Source organism: Marinobacter sp. B-12 (genome assembly GCF_056857915.1).
Genome location: NZ_JBSXOB010000047.1, coordinates 64,859 through 86,297, shown reverse-complemented (window position 1 = coordinate 86,297; position 21,439 = coordinate 64,859). Strand labels below are relative to the sequence as shown.

The 21,439-nt window shown below is 57.8% G+C and carries 18 protein-coding genes and 4 pseudogenes; 14 read left to right on the top strand and 8 right to left on the bottom strand.

The window, feature by feature from the left end:
* The first annotated feature begins 55 nt into the window (after positions 1-55).
* From aceE to AC13D2_RS08225, 3 genes are all read left to right on the top strand, one after another.
* Positions 56-2,734: a pyruvate dehydrogenase (acetyl-transferring), homodimeric type gene (gene aceE / locus AC13D2_RS08235; RefSeq protein ID WP_300496517.1), complete on the top strand. Its 2,679-nt coding sequence runs from the start codon at positions 56-58 to the stop codon at positions 2,732-2,734.
* Between the two features lie 10 nt (positions 2,735-2,744).
* Positions 2,745-4,430 (top strand): dihydrolipoyllysine-residue acetyltransferase, encoded by a 1,686-nt coding sequence (aceF, locus tag AC13D2_RS08230; protein WP_292050381.1) that lies wholly within the window; start codon positions 2,745-2,747, stop codon positions 4,428-4,430.
* 302 nt (positions 4,431-4,732) lie between these two features.
* Complete coding sequence (locus AC13D2_RS08225) at positions 4,733-5,989, top strand: NADH:flavin oxidoreductase/NADH oxidase family protein (protein WP_300495560.1); 1,257 nt, start codon at positions 4,733-4,735, stop codon at positions 5,987-5,989.
* On the opposite strand, the gene AC13D2_RS08220 is transcribed toward AC13D2_RS08225, so the two are convergent.
* The 8 genes from AC13D2_RS08220 to AC13D2_RS08185 form a co-directional block, all read right to left on the bottom strand.
* The gene (locus AC13D2_RS08220; RefSeq protein WP_292050383.1) at positions 5,972-6,916 is read right to left on the bottom strand and encodes a 5-oxoprolinase subunit C family protein; all 945 of its coding nucleotides are present in this window, start codon (positions 6,914-6,916) and stop codon (positions 5,972-5,974) included. The two genes, AC13D2_RS08225 and AC13D2_RS08220, sit on opposite strands and share 18 nt — an antisense overlap.
* Positions 6,906-7,598, bottom strand: a complete 693-nt coding sequence (gene pxpB, locus AC13D2_RS08215) for a 5-oxoprolinase subunit PxpB (protein ID WP_292050384.1) — start codon at positions 7,596-7,598, stop codon at positions 6,906-6,908. Before pxpB ends, AC13D2_RS08220 begins: the two co-directional genes overlap by 11 nt.
* 5 nt (positions 7,599-7,603) lie before the next feature.
* The gene (locus AC13D2_RS08210) at positions 7,604-8,329 is read right to left on the bottom strand and encodes a 5-oxoprolinase subunit PxpA (RefSeq protein ID WP_482938460.1); all 726 of its coding nucleotides are present in this window, start codon (positions 8,327-8,329) and stop codon (positions 7,604-7,606) included.
* Positions 8,330-8,359: 30 nt separating this feature from the next.
* Entirely contained in the window at positions 8,360-9,667 is a 1,308-nt protein-coding gene (locus AC13D2_RS08205) for a TRAP transporter large permease (RefSeq protein ID WP_292050386.1), read from the bottom strand.
* Positions 9,667-10,185 (bottom strand): TRAP transporter small permease, encoded by a 519-nt coding sequence (locus tag AC13D2_RS08200; protein WP_292050387.1) that lies wholly within the window; start codon positions 10,183-10,185, stop codon positions 9,667-9,669. The genes AC13D2_RS08205 and AC13D2_RS08200 overlap by 1 nt, the downstream gene beginning before the upstream one ends.
* A 66-nt stretch (positions 10,186-10,251) precedes the next feature.
* Entirely contained in the window at positions 10,252-11,217 is a 966-nt protein-coding gene (locus AC13D2_RS08195; protein WP_292050388.1) for a TRAP transporter substrate-binding protein, read from the bottom strand.
* A gap of 50 nt (positions 11,218-11,267) precedes the next feature.
* Complete coding sequence (locus AC13D2_RS08190; RefSeq protein WP_292050389.1) at positions 11,268-12,083, bottom strand: putative hydro-lyase; 816 nt, start codon at positions 12,081-12,083, stop codon at positions 11,268-11,270.
* An 80-nt stretch (positions 12,084-12,163) separates the two neighbouring features.
* Positions 12,164-13,081 carry a LysR family transcriptional regulator gene (locus AC13D2_RS08185; RefSeq protein WP_292050390.1) on the bottom strand — a complete coding sequence of 306 codons (918 nt, stop codon included), beginning with the start codon at positions 13,079-13,081 and terminating at the stop codon, positions 12,164-12,166.
* Positions 13,082-13,255: 174 nt separating this feature from the next.
* On the opposite strand from AC13D2_RS08185, the pseudogene AC13D2_RS08180 reads away from it, so the two are divergent.
* The 11 genes and pseudogenes from AC13D2_RS08180 to AC13D2_RS08130 form a co-directional block, all read left to right on the top strand.
* Positions 13,256-13,639: pseudogene (locus AC13D2_RS08180) on the top strand (integrase core domain-containing protein); the annotation flags it as partial.
* Positions 13,640-13,880: 241 nt separating this feature from the next.
* Entirely contained in the window at positions 13,881-14,420 is a 540-nt protein-coding gene (locus AC13D2_RS08175; RefSeq protein ID WP_292050391.1) for a cupredoxin domain-containing protein, read from the top strand.
* Positions 14,421-14,662: 242 nt separating this feature from the next.
* A pseudogene (locus AC13D2_RS08170) lies at positions 14,663-15,084 on the top strand (multicopper oxidase domain-containing protein); the annotation flags it as partial.
* Positions 15,081-15,488, top strand: a pseudogene (locus tag AC13D2_RS08165) (copper resistance protein B); the annotation flags it as partial. The pseudogenes AC13D2_RS08170 and AC13D2_RS08165, both read left to right, overlap by 4 nt.
* Before the next feature lie 59 nt (positions 15,489-15,547).
* A pseudogene (locus AC13D2_RS08160) lies at positions 15,548-15,679 on the top strand (amino acid permease); the annotation flags it as partial.
* Between the two features lie 54 nt (positions 15,680-15,733).
* Positions 15,734-16,099 (top strand): NADH-quinone oxidoreductase subunit A, encoded by a 366-nt coding sequence (locus tag AC13D2_RS08155; protein ID WP_292050393.1) that lies wholly within the window; start codon positions 15,734-15,736, stop codon positions 16,097-16,099.
* Positions 16,096-17,874: a heavy metal-binding domain-containing protein gene (locus AC13D2_RS08150; protein ID WP_300495553.1), complete on the top strand. Its 1,779-nt coding sequence runs from the start codon at positions 16,096-16,098 to the stop codon at positions 17,872-17,874. The genes AC13D2_RS08155 and AC13D2_RS08150 overlap by 4 nt, the downstream gene beginning before the upstream one ends.
* Positions 17,871-18,767 carry a complex I subunit 1/NuoH family protein gene (locus AC13D2_RS08145; RefSeq protein WP_292050396.1) on the top strand — a complete coding sequence of 299 codons (897 nt, stop codon included), beginning with the start codon at positions 17,871-17,873 and terminating at the stop codon, positions 18,765-18,767. The genes AC13D2_RS08150 and AC13D2_RS08145 overlap by 4 nt, the downstream gene beginning before the upstream one ends.
* Entirely contained in the window at positions 18,767-19,303 is a 537-nt protein-coding gene (locus AC13D2_RS08140; RefSeq protein ID WP_292050397.1) for an NADH-quinone oxidoreductase subunit J family protein, read from the top strand. The genes AC13D2_RS08145 and AC13D2_RS08140 overlap by 1 nt, the downstream gene beginning before the upstream one ends.
* A complete protein-coding gene (gene nuoK / locus AC13D2_RS08135; protein ID WP_292050398.1) occupies positions 19,300-19,611 on the top strand; it encodes an NADH-quinone oxidoreductase subunit NuoK in 312 nt (103 codons plus the stop codon). Before AC13D2_RS08140 ends, nuoK begins: the two co-directional genes overlap by 4 nt.
* Positions 19,608-21,428, top strand: a complete 1,821-nt coding sequence (locus AC13D2_RS08130) for an NADH-quinone oxidoreductase subunit 5 family protein (protein ID WP_292050399.1) — start codon at positions 19,608-19,610, stop codon at positions 21,426-21,428. The genes nuoK and AC13D2_RS08130 overlap by 4 nt, the downstream gene beginning before the upstream one ends.
* The last annotated feature ends 11 nt before the right edge of the window (positions 21,429-21,439 follow it).

Here is a 21,439-nt window from a genome sequence, read left to right as displayed (position 1 = left end):
GCTCAGCTGCTGATCGTGGCGTGCGCTGCACTTTTTAATGCCAAGGGGAGGTTTGATGTACCAGGACGATGATCCCATAGAGACCAGTGAATGGCTGGATGCGCTGGAGTCTCTGATCGAACAGGAGGGCGTTGATCGCGCCAAGTACATACTCGAAAGGCTCTCCGAACGAGCCAGCCGCGACGGCACTGAGTTGCCCTATTCCATCACCACGCCCTTCCGCAACACGATTCCTGTCACCCAGGAATCCAGAATGCCGGGTGATCTGTTCATGGAGCGGCGTATTCGCTCGCTGATTCGCTGGAACGCCATGGCCATGGTGCTGCGGGCCAATCAGCGCCCGGGTGATCTGGGCGGGCACGTGTCATCCTTCTCCTCGGCGGCCACATTGTACGATGTTGGCTTCAACTACTTCTTCCACGGCGGTGACGAGAAGCGTGAATCGGATCTGGTGTATTTCCAGGGCCACTCCTCTCCCGGCATTTATGCCCGTTCCTACCTGGAAGGGCGTTTTGACGAAGATCAGTTGGACAAGTATCGGGAAGAGGTTGACGGCGACGGCCTGTCATCCTACCCGCACCCCTGGCTGATGCCGGATTACTGGCAGTTTCCAACGGTGTCCATGGGCCTTGGGCCAATCCAGGCCATCTATCAGGCCCACGTGATGAAGTACCTGCACAGCCGCGAGCTGATCGACATGGGGGACCGCAAGGTCTGGTGCTTTGTTGGTGATGGCGAGTGCGACGAGCCGGAAACCCTGGGTTCCATCTCTGTGGCTGGCCGTGAAAACCTCAGCAACCTGATTTTCGTGGTTAACTGTAACCTGCAGCGTCTCGACGGCCCTGTGCGTGGTAACGGCAAGATTATCCAGGAACTGGAAGGCGTGTTCCGGGGAGCCGGTTGGAACGTGCTGAAAGTGGTCTGGGGCCGCATGTGGGATCCCCTGTTTGAGAAGGATGAGGACGGCCTGATGCAGCGTGTCATGGACGAAGCCGTTGACGGCGACCTGCAGAACTTCAAGAGCAACGGCCCGGCTTATACCCGTAAGCACTTCTTCGGCAAATACCCGGAGTTGTCCAAGATGGTGGAAAATCTCACCGACGAGGACATCAACAAGCTTAATCGCGGTGGCCACGATCCCTACAAGGTCTATGCAGCCTATCATCACGCCATTCACAACAATGGCGGGCGGCCAACGGTGATTCTGGCCCATACCATTAAAGGTTATGGCTTCGGTTCGGCCGGCGAAGCGCAAAACACGGCACACTCGCTCAAGAAGCTCGATATCGAGCAACTGAAGGCCTTCCGTGATCGCTTTGCGGTGCCGCTGAAGGACGAAGAGCTCAAGGACGTGCCCTACTACCGGCCGGCGCCGGACAGTCCGGAAATTGTTTACATGAACAAGCGCCGCCAGGAATTGGGTGGTTTCTATCCCAAGCGTCGCAAGGACTGTCAGCCGTTGCAGACGCCGCCACTGGATACCTTCAAGAACCTGCTGGAAGGCTCCAACGGTCGTGAGATCTCCACCACCATGGCGTTCGTGCGATTGCTGACGGCTCTGACAAAGGACAAGCGCATCGGTAAGAGAATTGTTCCGATCGTACCGGACGAGGCGCGTACCTTCGGGATGGAGGGCATGTTCCGCCAGATGGGCATCTACACCTCTGAAGGCCAGAAGTACGTGCCGGAAGACCGTGACCAGATTATGTACTACAAGGAAGACAAGAAAGGTCAGGTGCTTGAGGAAGGGATCAATGAGGACGGCTCGATGGCGGCCTGGATGGCAGCGGCGACCTCCTACAGCACCAACAACTTCCCACTGATACCTTTCTACATTTTCTACTCCATGTTTGGCTTCCAGCGTGTGGGCGACCTGGCCTGGGCGTCGGGTGACATTCAGGCTCGCGGTTTCCTGGTGGGTGGTACCGCCGGGCGCACAACGCTGAACGGCGAAGGCCTGCAGCACCAGGACGGCCACAGCCACATCCTGGCTCAGACCATTCCCAGCTGTAAGGCTTATGACCCGGCTTACGGCTATGAGATGGCCGTGGTGGTTCAGCATGGCATCAAGGAAATGTTTGAAGACAATCAGAACGTCTTCTACTACCTGACCATCGAAAATGAAAACTACGAGCAGCCCGCCATGCCTGAAGGCAAGGACCGCAAGAAAGTGGAAGACGGCATCATCAAGGGCATGTACCTACTGGATTCCGTTGAAACCAAGGGCCGTAAGAAAACGCCACGAGTTCAGATGATGGGCTCCGGTGCCATCCTTAATGAGGTGCGAGCGGCGGCGGAACTGCTGAAAGAAGACTTTGGTGTTGCCTCTGATATCTGGAGTGTGACCAGCTTCAACGAACTGGCCCGTGACGGCCTGCACATTGAGCGCTGGAATCGCCTGCACCCCGATGACACGCCCAAGAAATCGTACATCACACAATGCCTGGAGAAACAACAGGGACCGGTGGTGTCGTCCACGGACTACATCAAGTTGTTGTCCGAGCAGGTGCGTGCCTATATTCCGAAAACCTACCTGACCCTGGGCACCGACGGTTTCGGCCGCAGTGATACCCGCGAGAAATTGCGGAGTCACTTCGAGGTGGATCGATACTACGTGGCGGTGACCGCGCTGGCAGCCCTGGCACGGGACGGTGAAATCAAGAATGACGTGGTTCTCGACGCTATGCGCAAGTACGGAATCGATCGCAACAAAACGAACCCGGTGCTGAGCTAAGGAGACCGCCATGAGTGAACAGGAAATCAAGGTTCCGGATCTCGGCGGTGCAGACGAGGTCGAGGTTATCGAAGTGCTCGTCAGTAAGGGCGATTCGGTTGAAGAGGAAGATCCGATACTGACGGTGGAGTCCGACAAGGCATCGGTAGAACTGCCGTCACCGGGTGCCGGAAAAATTACCAAGATCACCGTCAAAGTGGGTGACAAGGTCAAGGAAGGCGACGTTGTCGGCATGATGGAAGCCAGCAGCGACGATGGTGGCTCGGATGACGGCAAGGATTCTGGCGAAGACGCCAAGTCCGATGAGAAAGACGAGGCGGAAGCCAAGTCGGACGATAAGGAAGCCGAGTCTGAAGAGAAGAAGCCGGCACCGAAGAAATCCGGTGGTTCCCGTAAGGAAACCGTGAAGGTGCCCGCATTGGACGGCTTCGACAATGTGCCGGTGATCGAGATCAACGTCAGCGAAGGTGATGAGGTTGAGGCGGACGATGCACTGGTCACCGTGGAGTCCGACAAGGCCACCATGGAGATTCCGTCTCCCTATGCCGGCAAGATCGGCAAGATTCTGGTGTCCGAAGGCGACAAGCTGTCTGAAGGCCATGATCTGGTTGAAATGACCATTGTGGAAGAGGGTGGTGAAGAAGGCGATGAGGAAGCCTCGTCCGAGGCGTCTGAGTCTTCCGGCAAGGAAAAGCAGGAAGAACAGCCTGAATCGAAAAGCAAGCCTTCCGAACCGAAGCCGGAACAGTCCTCGGCAACCTACGAACCACCGGCACCGGGTGCCAAGGTTCATGCGGGCCCGGCGGTGCGCAAGTTGGCCCGTGAGTTCGGTGCGGATCTGACTCGCATCAAGGGTTCCGGCCCGAAGAGTCGCATTCTGAAGGACGATGTTCAGGCCTACGTGAAAAGCCAGCTGCACCAGACGCAGCAGGGCAGTACGGTGGCTGGCGGTGGTGGTGCCGGTATTCCTGGCGTGAAACTGCCGGACTTCAGCCAGTTTGGTGAGATTGAGCGTGAATCCATGTCACGCATGATGTTCGCCACGGCGAACAATATGCAGCGCAGTTGGCTGAACGTGCCCCACGTCACCCAGTTCGAGGACGCGGACATCACCGACATGGAAGACTTCCGCAAGGCCCAGAAGGCAGCCGGCGAGAAGAAAGGTGTGAAGATGACACCGCTTCCGTTCCTGCTGAAGGCCTGCGCCACGGCGCTGGCGGAGTTGCCCCAGTTCAATGTGTCTCTGGATATGGACCGTAAGGAAGTGATCCGCAAACAGTACGTTCACATTGGTATTGCGGTGGACACGCCTCACGGGCTGATGGTGCCGGTGATCAAGGATGTCGACAAGAAGGGGCTCTGGGAGCTCGCGGCAGAAAGTGCGGACCTGGCGCAGAAGGCGCGGGACAAGCAGCTTAAGCCGGCGGAGATGCAGGGTGCCTGCTTTACCATCACCAGTCTGGGTGGTATCGGCGGCACGGCGTTTACGCCGATCGTGAATACGCCGGAGGTGGCGATTCTTGGGGTGTCCAAGGCGGCGATGAAGCCGGTATGGGATGGCAAGGATTTCCAGCCACGGCTAATGCTGCCGTTGTCGTTGTCCTACGACCACCGGGCGGTAAATGGGGCGGATGCGGCCCGTTTTACATCCGTGTTGAGTCAGTTGTTGGGGGATATTCGCTCCCTGCTTCTTTAGCGCTGGCAGTTCTGTTCCGTAGCCTTCGGGCTGCGGAGCGGTCACGAGGCCGGTCAGGTTATTCAGAACACGCCCGTGGATACGTCCCTGTAGGGCTCGGTCGCGCCATCCCTGGCGCTCCACGGTTCTGAATAACCTGACCGGCCTCGCTTGTTTTGGCTTTGTAGATATCTCCTGTTTTCTTACTGACTTGTATGTCACCGCAATTGGTGCGGCATTCCGGCCAATGCAGCCATTCTGTTTACTAGCCATGATCGGATCTCGTCCTTGGAAAATTCCAGGCATCCTACGGAGACCGATCAATGAATCCTGCCGAACTGCTTTCCCAGCCGCTGGCCCTGCAAAACGGGGCGGTGATACCCAATCGATTTGCCAAATCGGCCATGAGCGAAACCCTTGGAACCATGGATAACCGTGTGACGCGGGATCTGCCACGGCTTTATGGCACTTGGGCGGATGGCGGGATCGGGTTGTCGATCACCGGGAATGTGATGATTGACCGGCGCCATATCGGTGAACCAGGGAATGTGGTGCTGGAGGATGAGCGGGATCTGGACCTGTTGCGGGAATGGGCGAGGGCTGGCTCACGCAATGGGTGCCAGTTGTGGATGCAGCTCAATCATCCTGGTAAGCAGAGCCCGAAAATGTTGAACAAGGCGCCGGTGTCGCCCAGTGCGGTTCCGTTCCGCAAGGAGTTACAGGCCATGTTTGCGACGCCTCGGGCGCTGAAAGTGTCGGAGATTGAAGATATTATCCAGCGGTTCGCCAACAGTGCGGCGATTGCAGAGAAGGCGGGCTTTTCCGGGGTGCAGATTCACGGCGCGCATGGATATCTGGTGAGTCAGTTTCTGTCGCCCCACCATAATGTTCGGGAGGACGAGTGGGGCGGTAGTCCCGAGAACCGGATGCGGTTTGTGGTGGAAGTGTACAAAGCCATCCGCGCAGCGACCGGCGAGCAATTCAGTGTGGGCATCAAGCTGAATTCGGCGGATTTTCAACGGGGCGGTTTTACCGAGGAAGAGTCATTGGGCGTTATCGAGACTCTGGCGGACCTCGGCATTGATCTGGTGGAGATTTCCGGTGGCAACTACGAAAACCCGGCGATGGCGAAAGGCGCCAAGGGTGCGAACGGCGCGAAGGCCAGCACCGTCGCCCGGGAGGCGTATTTCCTGGAATTTGCGGAGAAGGTGCGCATGCGGGTGGACGTGCCGTTGATGGTTACCGGTGGTTTTCGCACCGAGTCAGGCATGGCGGCAGCTGTGGCATCGCGGGCCACGGATCTGGTGGGCCTGGCGCGGCCAATGGCGGTGGAGCCGGATTTCCCGAAGCGCATTATGGCAGGGCAGACGTTTACCAGTTCCGTGAAGCCCATTCGTACCGGCATCCGCGTGATTGACGATATGGCGTTGATGGAAGTGAGCTGGTACACCCGCCAACTCGGGCGCATGGGCAAGGGTAAGGCACCAAAGAAGCACGACCGGGGTGTGCTGTCTTTGATGGAGGTGCTGGCGGTGATGGCGTCGCGGGGCGTACGTACCCGGCTACGGGCCGGCGAGTGATGTTTTGAAGGTATCCAGCTTGTGGTTGAAAATCGCGCGCTGAGCTTCGGCCTCTGCGACGTCCGCAAGGTAAAAACGGATCCGTGTCCCGGGCCCACGTTGCGCCAGTTGGCCGGCATCCAAAGCACTCAGGCAGCCTATTTTTGGATAGCCGCCGATGGTTTGCCGGTCTTTCATCAGGACGATCGGCTGGCCGTCACTGGGTACCTGAATGGCACCGTAGGCGATGCCTTCGGAGATGATGCCGTCCAGCTCAGAGTGAATGGGGTCGCCCGTTAACCGGTAGCCCATGCGATCGATTCGCTGGCTGACTTCGTAACAGCCCGTGAAAAATTTCATACGCTCACCAGGAGAAAAGTGTGCGTATTGGTAGCTGGGAATCACACCGACTTGAAGGTCCTGGTTATAGTCCGGGATTTCACCGGCTGGCAGACTTGTCATGGTCTTCTGGTGACAGCGGTCAAAACCGATGCAGTCGTCTTTGGCCAGCTTTTGTCCGCGTCCATCCAGCCCCCCAAGGCCTTCGCGCACGACGGTGGCGCAGCTGCCGAGTTTGATGGCGGGCTTAAAGCCCCCGGCGACGGCCAGGTAGGCCCTTAGTCCGGCCACCGGCATGCCGAATTCGATTCGGTCTCCCCGCTGGATGTGATAGGTCTGCCAGGGCGCTGCCTCCTTTCCATTGATCCGTGCTCCGAGGTCCGCACCCGTAAGCGCGATGCAGGTATCCTCATGGGCCAGCAGGCCCAGTTTCCCAATATTGATCTCAATCTGCGCCGCCTCTGGTGGATTATCGAGCAGGCGATTGGCCCAACGAAAGGCATGCTCGTCCATGGGGCCGCCGGTGGTCACGCCAATGTGCTGATAGCCGTACCGGCCGGGATCCTGCAGTAAGGCCAGCAGGCCGCCATCCAGAACTTCAAAACTCATCAAGGCTTCCTCCCAGGTCCAGATATTCCTGGCGGTCAATCGACCGGAACCGAACTTTGTCACCTACTGCTACCAACGCTAGGGAATCACTGTCCCAATCGATCATTTTTTGAGGCGTGCGACCGACTATCTGCCACCCGCCCGGCGTGGCGCTGGGATAGATGGCGGTCTGCGAGCCTGCAATACCAACGCTTCCGGTGGGCACCTTCTGTCGGGGCGTGGCTTTTCGGGGCAGGGCAATTCGTTGGTCGGTAATGCCGAGGTAGGCGAACCCAGGGCTGAATCCAATGGCGTAAACGCGGTAGGTCTGCTCACTATGGATGCGCACCACTTCGTCCCGGCTCAGGCCTGAATAGTCACAGACCTCGTCCAGATCCAGGCCTACTTCGGCGCCGTAGTAGACCGGCAACTCAATAGTGCTGGAAGCGTTTTCATCCGGCACCTCTTGTTCACTCTGGCTCAATGCCTTGCGTAGGCGGGACGCGATACCGAAGCGGTCGGTCCTGTCGGCGTTATAGCAAACCAGCACGGAGGTATACGAAGGCACCAGGTCAATCACCAGATCCGACAGGTTCCGGCGAATGGCCTCCGTGGCGCGCTTGACCTGGCCAGCGATGTCATCGTCGATACGGTCACCAAAGTAGACGATGCACGTACTTTCGTTGACGGCTTCAATGATCATAGTGACTAGACTACCTGCCGCATGTGCCTGGCCGCCTCTACAGCATGCTGGCTGTCGCCATGAATGCAGAGGGTATCGGCCTTTATCGGGATACGTTTGCCGGAGATCGACGTGACGCTGCCTTCGGTGATGATCTGTGTTACCTGCTTCTCTATGGCTTCTGGTGTGTCATGAACCGCGTTCTTCACAGAGCGCTTAACCAGCCGGCCTTCGTCGCTGTAGGCGCGGTCTGAAAACGCCTCGAACCACACGTCGATGCCAACGTCGGCGGCCAGCGCCAGAACCTCGTCAGCATCGGGTGTTGCCATGACCACCAGGGGGCAGTGGGGCGCGTAGTTGCGTACAGCAGCCATCACCGTTGCCAGGGTTGTACGGTCAACCGCCATTTTGTTGTAGAGCGCGCCGTGGGGTTTAACGTATTCGATGGCCGTACCGTGGGTGCGGCAGATGCCGTCCAGCGCAGCGATCTGATACACCAACAGGGCCTGGAGTTCCTCTGACGCAAACTCCATGTCACGCCGACCAAAGCCGAGCAGGTCCGGATAACCCGGGTGTGCGCCGATGGCGACCTTCTCGGCGATCGCAGTTCTGACGGTGCGGTCCATGGTCAGCGGGTCTGAGGCATGAAAACCGCAGGCAATATTGGCCATATCAATGTAGGGCATGACCTCGGCATCCATGCCTTTGGTCCAGCTACCGAAGCTCTCGCCCATATCGCAGTTGAGTTTCATAGGTTGTCTCCAGAAACAGGTAAGTGTGCGCTAGCCTCGGCTCATGGTCTGAGGGAGGTAGGTGACAATTTCCGGGAACCAGCCGATCAGAAACAGCGCCGCCATGATCAGCAGGAAAAAGGGTAGGGCTGCCCTGGCAACGTAGAGAATGTCTTTCCCGGTCAATGCCTGGATCACGAACAGGTTGAAGCCTACTGGTGGTGTGATCTGTGCCATCTCAACCACCAGAACAATAAAGATGCCAAACCAGAGCATGTCGATGCCGGCCTGCTGGACCATGGGCATCACTACGGCGACGGTAAGAACCACCACGGAAATGCCATCAAGGAAGCAGCCCAGGATTACGAACAGGGCGGTCAGGCAGACAAGCAGTTCGAAAGAAGAGAGCGACATGCTGCCGATCCATTCCGCCAACTCTCTTGGAATACCGAGAAAGCCCATGGACAAAGTGAGAAAGTGCGCACCCACCAGAATCAGGCCAATCATGCAGGAGCTCTTGACCGCGCCCAGCAGGCTTGCCTTGAAACTGTCGCCGTGCAGGGAGCCGGTGACGGCCGCCAGCAACAGGGCGCCAAAAACGCCAAGGGCGGCGGCTTCGGTGGGTGTGGTAAAGCCGGCGTAAATCGAACCAAGCACAAATACAATCAGGCCGACAATCGGGAGCAGCATTCGCAGTGCTTTGATCTTGGCTGAGAACGAGATGTGCTCTTTCTTATGTTTGGGCATCTCATTCTTGTTCAATGCCGCCCATACCATGGTGTAACCCATAAACATGACCACCAGCATCAGGCCCGGCAGGGCGCCGGCAATAAACAGGCGGCCGATGGAAACTTCCGCCGCTACGCCGTAAACGATCAGAATGATAGATGGTGGTATCAACAGCCCCAGCGTGCCGGAGCCGGCAAGGGTGCCGACAGCCATGCGGTCGCTGTAACCCTGGGCCTTGAGCTCAGGGAGGGTCATGCGTCCAATGGTGGCCGCCGTGGCGGCTGACGATCCCGACACCGCGGCGAATATACCGCAGCTGAGAATGTTTACGTGCAGCAGTTTGCCCGGTAAACCACCCATCCAGGGTGACAGCCCCTTAAACAGGTCTTCGGACAGGCGAGTACGGAACAGAACCTCGCCCATCCAGATGAACATGGGCAGTGCGGTCAGCGACCAGCCGGTGCTCGCACCCCAACTGGAGGTTGCGAACAGAAGGCCGATCTGGTCGTTGCCGGACAACAAAAGCCCGAGGACGCCAATGCCAACCAGTGTCAGTGATACCCAAACCCCAAGCGCGAGCATCAGTATCATGGAGGCGGCGAGGGCGATGGAAAGCAGCGTGGTATCCATCAGATTTCCTCCAGATTGACGTCACTTTCGTGTTGTTGGTAGGAAGGCACACGCTTTCGCAGCACCGCGACCAGGTCATCCAGTATCGCGATAGTAAGCGCTAACGTGCCCAGCCCCACCGGGATCTGAGGAATCCAGAGCGGAATGGGAATGTAGCCGTGCGAGACCTCCTCGAAAACGTAGGATTCCCACACCATGTGCCAGCAGTAGAACGTCATGAAGCACGAAAGGCCGAGGCCAAGGATGAGTACCGCCAGTTCCTGAACGAATCGCGCCCTGGCCGACCACTTCTGTATAACCAGGGTCACCCTGATATGACCACCTTCATGGAAGGTGTAGGCAAGCCCGAAAAACGTAGACGCAGCGAGAGCATAACCGGACACGTTTTCAGCAGAAGGGATGATGAAGCCGAACAGGCGGCCGACAATCTGCACCAGAATCACGACCATGATCAGTGCAATGCAAAAACCCGCTGCGTAACCAGATGCCAGGTAAAACTTGTCTCGAAGGGTACTCATGGCAGATGCCTCCCAAGGCGGCTTTCCCGCTGGAATACCAGGGGAAAGCGTCTTGTGAATAGACCGTTAACGGTAGTTTTGCAGAATGGCGCCGACTTCCTTCGGAGCTTCCTCTTCCCATTCCTGGATCATGATGTCGCCGATCTTCTGGAATTCCTGCATCAGCTGTTCGGATGGCTCGGATACTTCAATACCGTTCTCTGCCAGCGTCGCCGTGTCTTCGGCGGCGGTGACACGAACGCCTTCCCAGCCTTTCTTTTCGGCGGCTGCGGCAGCATCAAGAATGACCTGCTGTTGTTCATCGCTCAGGCGGCGAAAGGCGCGCTTGTTGACGACGACAACATTCTTGGGAATCCAGGCTTTGATGTCCGTGTAGTGAGAGAGGTAATCCCAGGCCTGGCCGTTGGCGCCGGTGGACGGAGAGGTAATCATCGCGTCAATGATGCCAGTGCTGAATGCCTGGGGGATCTCCGGTACCTGAACGGTGGTTGGGGTGGTGTTCATGAGATCGGCCAGGCGTGAGGTGGACGGGCTGTAAGCGCGCATCTTCAGACCTTCCAGGTCGCTCATGGTGTTGACCGGAGCCTTTGTATAGAGGCTTTGGGCGGGCCATGGCACCGTGTAAAGCAGCTTCATACCCTCTTTATCGAGCTGTTTTTCCACCTCGGGTTTCGCTGCTTCCCAGAGCCGTTTTGCATCCTCAAAGCTGGTTGCCAGAAACGGAATGTTGTCGTGTTTGAACACCGGGTGGGTGTTACCCATGATGCCGATGAAGATCTCCCCCAGTTGAACCTGTCCTGTGCGGACGGCCCTCGGGATTTCCGGGTGTTTGACCAGTGAGGCGCCGGAGTGGACGGTGATCGCGATGTCGCCGTCGGTGCCTGCCTTGATGTCTTCAGCAAACCCATAGGCGATTTTGGTGGGCAGGTTCGCATCGCCGTAAGGCGTTGGCATATGCCATTGGGCAGCGTTGACTGCGGTGGTGAAGAAAAAACCAGCCATCAGGGTGACTGTCGCAAGTTGTTTGAACATATCGATTCTCCCGTTCTTTTGTTGTTGCTTTGATCATCAGTTGGCAGTTGCTACAGCACCGCCAGTTCTTCGTTGAGCCGCTCGGTGAGCAGCATTTTTCCCGGTACGTGAGTGATCGCGATCGGGGGGCGTGCGTTTTCCAGGGCAACCTGCGGCGTCACGCCACAGGCCCAGAAGACAGGTATCTCGTCACGGCCGATGGTGACGGCGTCGCCAAAATCCGGAGTGTGAATATCGTTGATTCCGATCAGGGTCGGGTCTCCGAGGTGCACCGGTGCTCCGTGCGCTTTGGGTAGCCGGGTGGTGATCTGAATCGCCCTTATGGCGTCGGCAGCTTTGAACGGCCGCATGGATACCACCATGTCGCCGTGGAACCGGCCGGCCGATTGGGTGGCAATGTTCGAGCGATACATGGATACGTTCTGTCCCTGCTCGACATTCCTGATGGACAGGCCAGCACGGATCAGCGCATCTTCGAACGAGAAGGAGCAGCCGAGTACAAACGTCACGAAATCGTTGCGCCACACATCGCGAATATCAGTGGTGGTCTCAGCCCGTTCTCCCTTGCGGAAGATCTGGTACTCGGGAATGTCGGTTCGGATGTCCAGATCATGCCCAAGGCCCGGCAGCATGGGATCACCGGTCTGGGAGACACCAATGAGGGGGCAGGCAACTGGGTTGTTCTGGCAAAACAGAAGAAAATCGTTTGCCCAGTCGGCCGGAAGGATGACGACATTGCCCTGAACCAGGCTTTGTGCCTTGCCGCTGGTGGTTCCGGTATGGAGACCGGAACGGATGTGCGCGCGCAGCTCAGCTACCTGGTCGAGCAGGCCTGCTTTGAAGTCTGAATAATCGCCGGTCTGCATCTCGGCTACCCCTGATTGAATTAGTTATGTGGTTATGGATCAGGTTATTCCTATTGGCGAAAAAGTCTAATTATGGTTTTTTACGTTTGTCGATAAATTTTCGTGATGTCTGGCTCCACGTACTGTTTCGAAACCTTTACCGCCAGATTGGCGGCCAGTTCGGCGATCGGGTTAAACGGCACGCTGGGGTACGAGGCTGTGAATGCCAGCTGTGATGGTGTCCAGGCCGCGTCCAGAGTAATCAGGCGTCCGCTTTTCAGGCCGTCAGATATCACGCTCAGCGGTAGTGCTGACACGCCAATGCCATCCAGGGTCAGGCGTCGACACGCAGCCAGTGAACTGGACGAATAGAAGCGTGCGGGCAGCTCGTCCAGTTCGCTGAATTTCTGGCTGATTTCGGCGAACGGCTTGGTATTCCTGGCGTAGGTGATGATGGGCCACTGGGCCAGTTCCTCCAGTGCCAGTGTCCGGTCTGGCAGTTTCAGCGAGGGACTTGCAACCCAGATCAAGGGAAAGCTGCACAGGTCCAGGTTTTCAATTTTGGGTTCGGAAACCGGGCCCATCAGGAACGCGAGGTCAAAGGTCCGGTCCATCAGGCCGGTGCGGAGGTTTCCGGTGACGTCGACGGTGATCTCCACGTCCAGGTTTGGTGTGTTTTCGTTCAGTTCGCGGAAGAAGTATGGCAGCCAGGAATGGACAATGGTCTCGGAAACGCCAAGTCTCAAGATACCAGACAGCAACGCGACCCTGTCTGCCCGTTTGCGCAGCTGCTGCGACATGGAGACGATTTTTTCGGCATAGGGCAGCAGTTCCTGCCCCCTGGTCGTCAGCATGGTGCGGCCGGAATCCCGCTCAAAGAGCTGAACGCCCAGTTCCTCCTCAAGCGCTGCGATCCGATTGGATATCGCGGGTTGCGTGGTGTTTTGCCGCTCTGCCGCCTTGCGAAAGCTCCCGAGCGTGGCTACCCAGATAAAGGTTTCCAGACGTTTGAAGTTCATGAACTCTCTTTGTGAATTTAAAGCAAAAGTATAGATTGGTTGTTTGTGAAGAGTGCTCGTTGATACTGAAAGCTTAGCTCAGGTTTTCTCGAGACATAAAAAAGATTGATGGGAGCCGGTCGGTTGTTGTTAAAACCCTGTAGTTGCTACAGGGTCAATTCTTGGTCACTGACCCTGACGCGGAGTGCTCGCTTCCGGGGCGATCCGAAGATTCTGAAAGCAGACAACGGCTCTGAATATACTGGCAAGGTCGTGGACCGATGGGCCTACGAGAGACAGATAGAAATTGATTTCTTGCGGCCTGCGAAGCCCATGGATAATGCCACCGAGGAGTCATTCAACGGCAGACTCCGCCAGGAGTGCCTGAACGAAAACTGGTTCTTGTCACTGGCCGACGCCCGGGAGAAAATCGAAGCGTGGCGGACGTTCTATAACCAAGTCAGGCCCCATTCTGCATTGGAGTGTTCCACGCCCTCTGACTACGCCAGGAAACATGCGGTTTTTCGGCGAAAACAGCATCAACTGGAGTCGGATTTTTCTGACAATGAGTGGTACTAAAGCGGAGGCAGGGTCACGGTCGCCGGAGAAGGTCGTCTGATCCATGTTGGCAAGGAACCCTATGCGGTTAACGACAGCTGTATTATCGCCGAGTTTGGGGACGTGTTCAGAGTTTCCTTAGGCTTTTTCAGCAAGAATTCAGGTAAGTGAGCGATGGTTTGTATCGTATTCTGGCATGGCCCAGTGTTCTGAGCTAATCAACACCCGCGTTGGTGAACATTATTTTGAAGGAGAAGATAAAATGAATGCATCAAAGTTTCTGGTTGTTGCGGTGGTTCTGTCGATGTCCGCTACTGCTTTTGCCGGGGGTGGGCACGATGATGAACACGGTGATGGACACGGTGGCAGCATCGGTGAACCCGGTAAGGCTTCGGAGGCTGGTCGCACCATCACTGTCGAAATGTACGATAACTACTACGAGCCGGAAGCGATTGAGGTCAAACCTGGCGAAACCGTGCGGTTTGTCGTGGAGAATAAGGGTAATCTCGTGCACGAGTTTAACGTTGGTACTCCGGCTATGCATGAGGCCCACCAGAAAGAAATGATGATGATGGTCGAGCATGGCGTGATTCAGGGCGGCAAGCTCAATCACGAGATGATGGAAATGGACATGGGCGACGGAAAGTCCATGAAGCATGACGATCCGAACAGCGTGTTACTGGAGCCGGGGCAGAGCAAGGAAGTTGTCTGGAAGTTTTCCGAGCAGGGCAATATCGAATTTGCCTGCAACGTGCCGGGGCATTATCAGTCTGGGATGTACGGCGAGGTTAACTTCAAGTAACTCGGTTTTGAGAAAGTGTATGGATGTCCGGGCTGGTGCCTAGGGGCCCAGTTCGGGCTTCGTGCAGATTATTTTGAGGAAAATAGATGAAGATACGCCTGGTAACGTGGGCTTTTGTGCCTGATGATTCCGGCGCTGGGATTGGCCGGCGAATACGATCTAACGGTCGACCGGGTGAACATTGATATCGGTGATTTTGTCAAGAAGGGCATCGGATACAATGGCAAATCTCCGGGGTCAGTGAACCGATCCGGGAGATCGAGTTGCGCCTGACCTGACCGGGAACATGGAGCGTTGTATCTGGAGCATTAATGGCGTCAAGTATGAGGGTGCAGACCCGATCCGTCTGCAATACGGTGAGCGTGTTCGCTTCAAATTCGTCAATACCACCATGATGACTCACCCCATGCATCTGCACGGCATGTGGTCGATTCTGGATGTTGGCGCAGGTGAGTGGAACCCCATCAAGCACACCGTGAGCGTTCAGCCCGGCACCACTGTGTATATGGAAACCGAAGTTGATGCACCCGGGCAGTGGGCTTTCCATTGTCATCTGTCCTACCACGCGGAATCCGGAATGTTCCGCAAGGTCGTCGTAGAGGGTGGCCCTGATTCGACTCAGGCAAAGACAGATTCGGTGACAGAAGAAGGGGGTGAGGCATGAGCCGTGTCTGTACCGTTGCGGCTGTCAGTCTGCTCGCCGCGATTGGTTTTCCAGCCTCATTGGTGGCTCAGGAAATGATTTCCGACACCACGGCTCGCAAGCAACCGCTGACAACCTGGGGGGATCAGCTCGAAGAGTTTGAATACCGTTACAGCGACGACGACGAAGAGTTGGGGGGCTGGGACGCCGATGCCTTTTATGGCAGCGACGACCTGAAAGTCCGGTTTCTGACATCTGGAGAGTATGAGATTGAGGAGCAAGCCTACGAAACGCTGGAAAACCAGTTATTGGGCCAAGTACCCATCTCCAAATTCTTCGATGCCAAGGCTGGCGTGCGGTTCGATACTCCTGAAGGACCAGACCGGACCTATGCGGTGCTGGGTGTTGCCGGACTGGCGCCGAAGGGTTGGTCTCCACTGAAACCGGGCTGCGGCTGAGCTATGTGACGGCGGCTGCAAGTCCCGCACTAGGTATCGTGTTTTACCTGATCATGGAGATTGCCATCCCTTGGGGCGTGCTAAGATACCTACGTGACGATGTGAAAGTCAGCGTGTGGGTGATAGCATCGGCCATCCTGTTGGATTTACTCACGCTCGTTGAGTGTTGAGGTAAGTGCGAAACACACTTGTTTGCTCGATCTGGAGATTAGATGATGAATCTTTTGGAGCAATACGGTCTGCTGTTAGCCTTGGCGCTAGGCATTGCTGCTACTGTCCTGGCGCTGTATGGGCTTGCTCGCACCATGGGCCCAATACACCGGGAACCGGGCAAGGATGTGCCGGCGAGTTCCGGCGTGCTGTCGCGGGATCCGGTGTGGGGGCGCTATCACGTGCGGTATTACGGTTACGCGTTGCTGTTTCTCGCTTTCGATATGGAGATGGCGTTCATGTACCCGTGGGCCGTCGTGTACAAGGAAGTAGGGCTGGTTGCCTTGCTTGATATGGGCGTGTTTCTTGCCATTCTCTTTCTCGGCCTGATCTACGGGTGGAGCCAGGGGGCTCTGAGGCGGCAATGACTTCTGATCCTGAAATGACCATCACGGGCCCGCGACAGCGACAGGCGCGGTTCGCAATATTGCAGAGATGGATCTCTCGTGCTATCGCGCGCAACCTGAGTTGCCTCATCGTCCCCGGGCCGGAAGTCGCTCTGGCGCGTGGCCTGGATGTGATCGCAGCAGGCATGCGTATCACCGCTACGCCTCGCGATGCAGGTGTACTTCTGATTGTCGGAGAGTTGTCTGAGAGAATGAGCGAAGCCGTGGCAGTGCTCTATGCGCAAATGCCCCGGCCACGCGCCATTGTGGTGCTGGGCGGACAGACACCGTCAACGCTACCGAACGCTGATTTTTCCGCAGGTCTTTCGCAAACTGAGCTGATTGATGCAGTTGGCTTGCTGAGGCGTACGCTGGCTGAGGGTGCTGCATTCTCCGGCTCATCCGAGGATTTCGACGCCTCTGTCCTGCACGCCAGGATCGAGTATGTCTGCCCCATGCACCCGGAAGTTGTCGAGGACGAGCCGGGTAGCTGTCCCAAATGTGGTATGGATCTGGTAGCCCACGAGGCCGGGGAATCGGCCCCGGAGCACGGTCATGACCATGATCACGAACATCGGCACAACGAACACCATCATGACCACGAGCATGAACATGATGATGAGCACGAGCATCATCATGATCACGACCACGACCATCAGCATCAGCATCACCATCACCAGCACGATGGACAGGATCACGATGATGCGCACCAACAGGGCCATGAACACGAGCACCATCATGATCACGGTGGGCACGACCACAGTGGTCACGATCATGGTGGGCATGATCACGGTGCCTCGGGATTCATGTCCATGATCGAAGTGACCAAAGATCTGCCCCGCAGTGCCGACGGGTTAGCAATGGACTGGTTAGAAGTGCCGTTTGGTCCGGTTTTTTCCGGCCTGCCTGGCGGGCTCAAGTTAACGCTGACCCTCGACGGTGACGGCGTAACCGAAGGGCAGGCCATATCCCTTGTGGGCATGGTCAATGAGGTTGAAGAAGGCAAGGAGGTGGACGCCGAGACCTTTATCGAGCGTCTGGCGTCGGCGATGCCGCTGGCTAGCGTGAGCTACCGACTGCTGGCCTGCCAGGCAATCGAGCGGGCAGCCGGTCTGGAGGAGGATCCGGCGACCGCTCAGGCTCGCGCCGTGGCGCTTGAACGTGAGCGCATCGCCAGTCACATGGGTTGGCTGGCGCAACTAGGGCGCCAATTCGGCTTCGCCTGGCTGACGCATCGTGCTTCAACCTTGCAACTGGAAATCCGCTGCGCGAGTGGAAAGCGGCTTGCTGAACTGGCGCCGGCTTTGCAGGCATTGGTTACTCGTCTTGGGCGAACGCCTTTGCTCAAATCGAGACTGAAGGGAATCGGCATACTGCCATCGGACGCTACGGGCCTAAGTGGCCCGGTCGCGCGCGCTGATGGCAATGCGGGAGATGCCTGGGGGCGACTGTGGCAACGCCTGGACGAAATCACGACGAGCCTCGACTTCATCAAGGCAATCGGCGAGCCGGAGCTACCGGTTTTGCGAAACATCGGTCATGGATCCGGCACCGGTGAGGCCTCCGTGGAAACCCCGCGCGGCCAGGCGCAACTGAGCCTGACGCTGGAGCATGGCCAGGTGAAATCGTACAAGCTGGACACCGCCTGTCGTCACCATATCGGCCTGGTCGCGCAACTTGTCGAGGGCAGGGAGTTGGGCGATGCGCTGGTGGCGGTCGGATCACTTGACCTGTCTCCCTGGGAGGTGATTTCGTGAACGTCGTCATTGTGTTGCTTGCGTTGCTTGGCAGTGTCTGGCTGCTTGCGGTCGTCGAGGGCTGGACGACAACGGGCCGCCTGAGCCTGTCCGCACCCCTGCTCAGTGGCCTTGCGCATCTTGGTCGTGAATCCATAGTTCCACGCACGCCGGACCGGCTGTTTTTCGAGGCAGCGCCGATTCTTTTTTTGATTGTCGCGGTGCTCGGTGTGACGGTTCTGCCGTTGGCCCCGACCCTGGTTATTGCGGATCTTGCCACCGGTGCCCTGTTCATCAACGCAGCGCTTGCCTATGTGCTGGTCGCCTTGATTATGGCGGGCTGGGGCCCGAACGGCGCCTACGCCATGATCGGTGGCTGGCGATTCCTTGGCCAGCTCATTGCCTACGCTATGCTCATAGTTATGCCGATCACCGCGGTGGCCATGCGCGCTGAATCCCTGGTGACCACCGTGATTGTTGCTTCTCAGGAAAGCCTGTGGAACATCGTCTATCAACCGCTCGGTTTCGTGCTGTTTTTCATTGCTGCTATGGCCTTGGCATTCCGTGCACCATTCGATCTGCCCATCGCAGAGGGTGAGCTTGGCGGGGGTGTGGACGCCGAATACACCGGCGTGCGCCGGGCGGTTCTGCGTCTAGCTCGACTGACGCTGGTGGTTACCCTGGCTGCCGCGACTGTGGTGTTCTATCTCGGCGGCTGGCACGGGCCGCTGCTGCCACCCTGGGCCTGGAGCCTGATCAAGACTCTGGCCGTGGCGGTGTCGATGTTGCTGGTCGGTCGTTATCTGCCGCGCATTCGCGAAGCGGATCTGATGAGGTGGTGCTGGACCCTGGGTATTCCCCTGGCACTGGTCAATATCATTATCGTCGGTTTACTGGTTCTGGTGGTTTCATAATGTACGCTCAGGCTTTTTTCGTTGCTATTTTCGGGCTGGCCGCAATCGGCTTCGGCGTGTGGGTGTTTCGCACATCGTCCATGGTTCGTTCCGCGTTGGCCCTGCTGTTTTCGCAGACGGCCGTCGGCTGTATGTTCCTGGCAATGCAGACCGAATTTCTGGGCGTGCTGCAGATCATGATGATGGCTACCGAGATGAGCATCATGGCCATCTTCATGGTGATGTTTATGATGGATCCGGGTGGCCTTGGCGGCATGGATATGACCCATCAGAAACGCTTTTCGATTGGTGCCGGGGTGATTGCTGGCGGCGTCGCGATTGCCGTCGCGCTTCTGGCGGACTGGGGCCCGGTGACGCCCCAGGCGCCAGATGCGGCAATGCAGACCAGGGAGCTGGGCATGGAGCTGCTTGGGCGCTCAATGCTGATCTTTGAAACCGCCGGTATTACTATCCTGACCGCAATGATTGCGGCAACGGCGGTGGCAATACCGGTGCAAACGTTGGCCAATGGTGGTGACAAGGAGGACTCCGAATGACGGCTGTACTGATCGTGGCACTTGTGACCGGCGCAATCCTCTTCGGTATTGGTGTTTATGGCGCGTTGTCCCAGACCAATCTGGTCATGATTATGATGGGGGTGGAACTGATTCTCGCGGGCGCGTTGGTGAACCTGGTGGCCTTCTGGCGTTTTCTGCATCCCGAGAGCTACTCCGGCCAGATGTTCGTGCTGGTGGTGATGACCGTCATGGCGGTTGAAATGGCGGTCGGCTTTGGCGTCGCGATCGCGCGCTTCCGGGCCAAGGGCTCGGTTGAAATGGAAGAAGCCGGAGACTTGAAAGGATGAGTGCGGTGCTCCTACCGATATTGCCGCCGCTGATCGCCGCCTTGGCCGTATTGTTATTGCGCCGGGGCGGGCCTGGTCTGGCCCTGGCTGGCGCAACGCTTAGCCTGGCTGGAAGTCTGTGGCTTCTGGTGCGGGTCGGCGGCGGTCAACCCGAGACCTTCCTGCTGCCCGGGCTGCCAGAGATGCCACTGAGGCTGGTCGCAGGGCCGCTGACGGCGTTGTTGACGGTGGCGGTCGCCACAGTGGGTACCTTCGTACTGATTCACGCCGTCGGCTACATGAAGCGGGAGTCCGGTCTTGTCCGGTTCTACGCAATCATGTCCCTGTTTCTGGCGGCCATGCAGGCGCTGGTTCTGGCTGGTGACTGGGTTCTGCTGCTGGCGACCTGGGAGTTAATCGGTATGTGCAGTTACCTGCTGATCGGCTTCTGGTTCCAGCGGCCCGAGGCCGCAGATGCCGCCGGTCGTGCTTTCCTGTACACCCGTAGCGCCGATCTGGGTCTGTACGTGGCCGTATTCATGCTAATCGGGGCGACGGGTACCAGCGAAATTGCCCCTTCCCTGGAAGCAGGTGGAAGTACATCGACCGCCGCGGGGCTGTTGCTGCTGCTGGCTGCCATGGGTAAATCCGCCCAGGTCCCGTTACAGGACTGGCTCATGCGTGCCATGGCGGGCCCAACGCCGGTTTCGGCTCTGTTGCACTCGGCCACGCTGGTGGCGGCAGGTGCTATCCTGCTGATCCGCTCGGCCCCGCTACTGAGCCCCGAAGCCTTGTTTTTCGTTGGGCTTGTCGGCGGTATTACCACGGTGGCAGCCGGGGTCATCGCACTTGCCGAGCGTGATCTGAAGCGCTTGCTTGCCGCTTCCACTGCCAGCCAGTATGGCCTGATGCTGATCGCTGTTGGCGCCGGGGTTCCGCTGGCTGCTTTGTTACACCTGCTCGCCCACGCTGCTATCAAAAGCGCTCTGTTTCTTGCCGCTGGCGACTTTCAGCACGCCCGTGGGGGCACTGGCTTTGATCAACTTGAGGGCGTTGGCCGTGCCAGACCCTGGACCTTTGCCAGTTTTGCGGTGGCGGCGCTGGCTTTGGCCGGCATCCCGCCATTGAGCGGGTTTTTCTCAAAGGACGCGGTCATTGCTGCGGCCCTGTCTGCACAGGGCTTCGCCTGGCTCGGCCCTCTGGCATTGGTGGGCACGCTGCTGACAGGCGCCTATATGGCCCGGTCGCTGCGGCTGCTGTGGCGAGGTCCTGACGAAACTCTGGCGGTTGCCGGTGGTGCCTGGATGCGCGCGGGTATTTTGGGGTTGGTAGTCCCGGCCGCTGGGCTGGGTCTGGCATTTGGTTCCATCGAGGCGATTCTTGATCTGTCCATGCCGGATGAGGGCATTGGCGTCGTGCTGCTCGGTTTGTTCGCTGGACTGGGAGGTCTGTTGCTGGGTTCGCTGGTGTCAGCCCAGCGCTTGCTTGGTCCTATCCATCAATGGGCGGAATCGGGGCTATCGATTGCGGGAGGGCTAGCGGCCTGGGTAGGGCGGCCGGCAATGGCGGTTGCCCGGGGGTGTGAGCGCCTGGAACAGGGCCTGTATGTGACAGTGCTTCGTACCGGCCATGCAAGCCTGGTTGTGGCAAACCTCGTTCGGGCCGGGGATGAGCGCCGCATCAACGGTCTGATCTTCGCCCTGGTGGCCGGCGTGCAGGCCATGGGTGCGCGAGCGCGAACCCTGCAGAGCGGGCTGATCCATCATAGTCTGGCCATCAGCGCGGTAGCCAGCGCCGTGACATTGGTCGTCCTGTTTTTAGCTTCATTGAGTTTCTAAAGGGAATTACT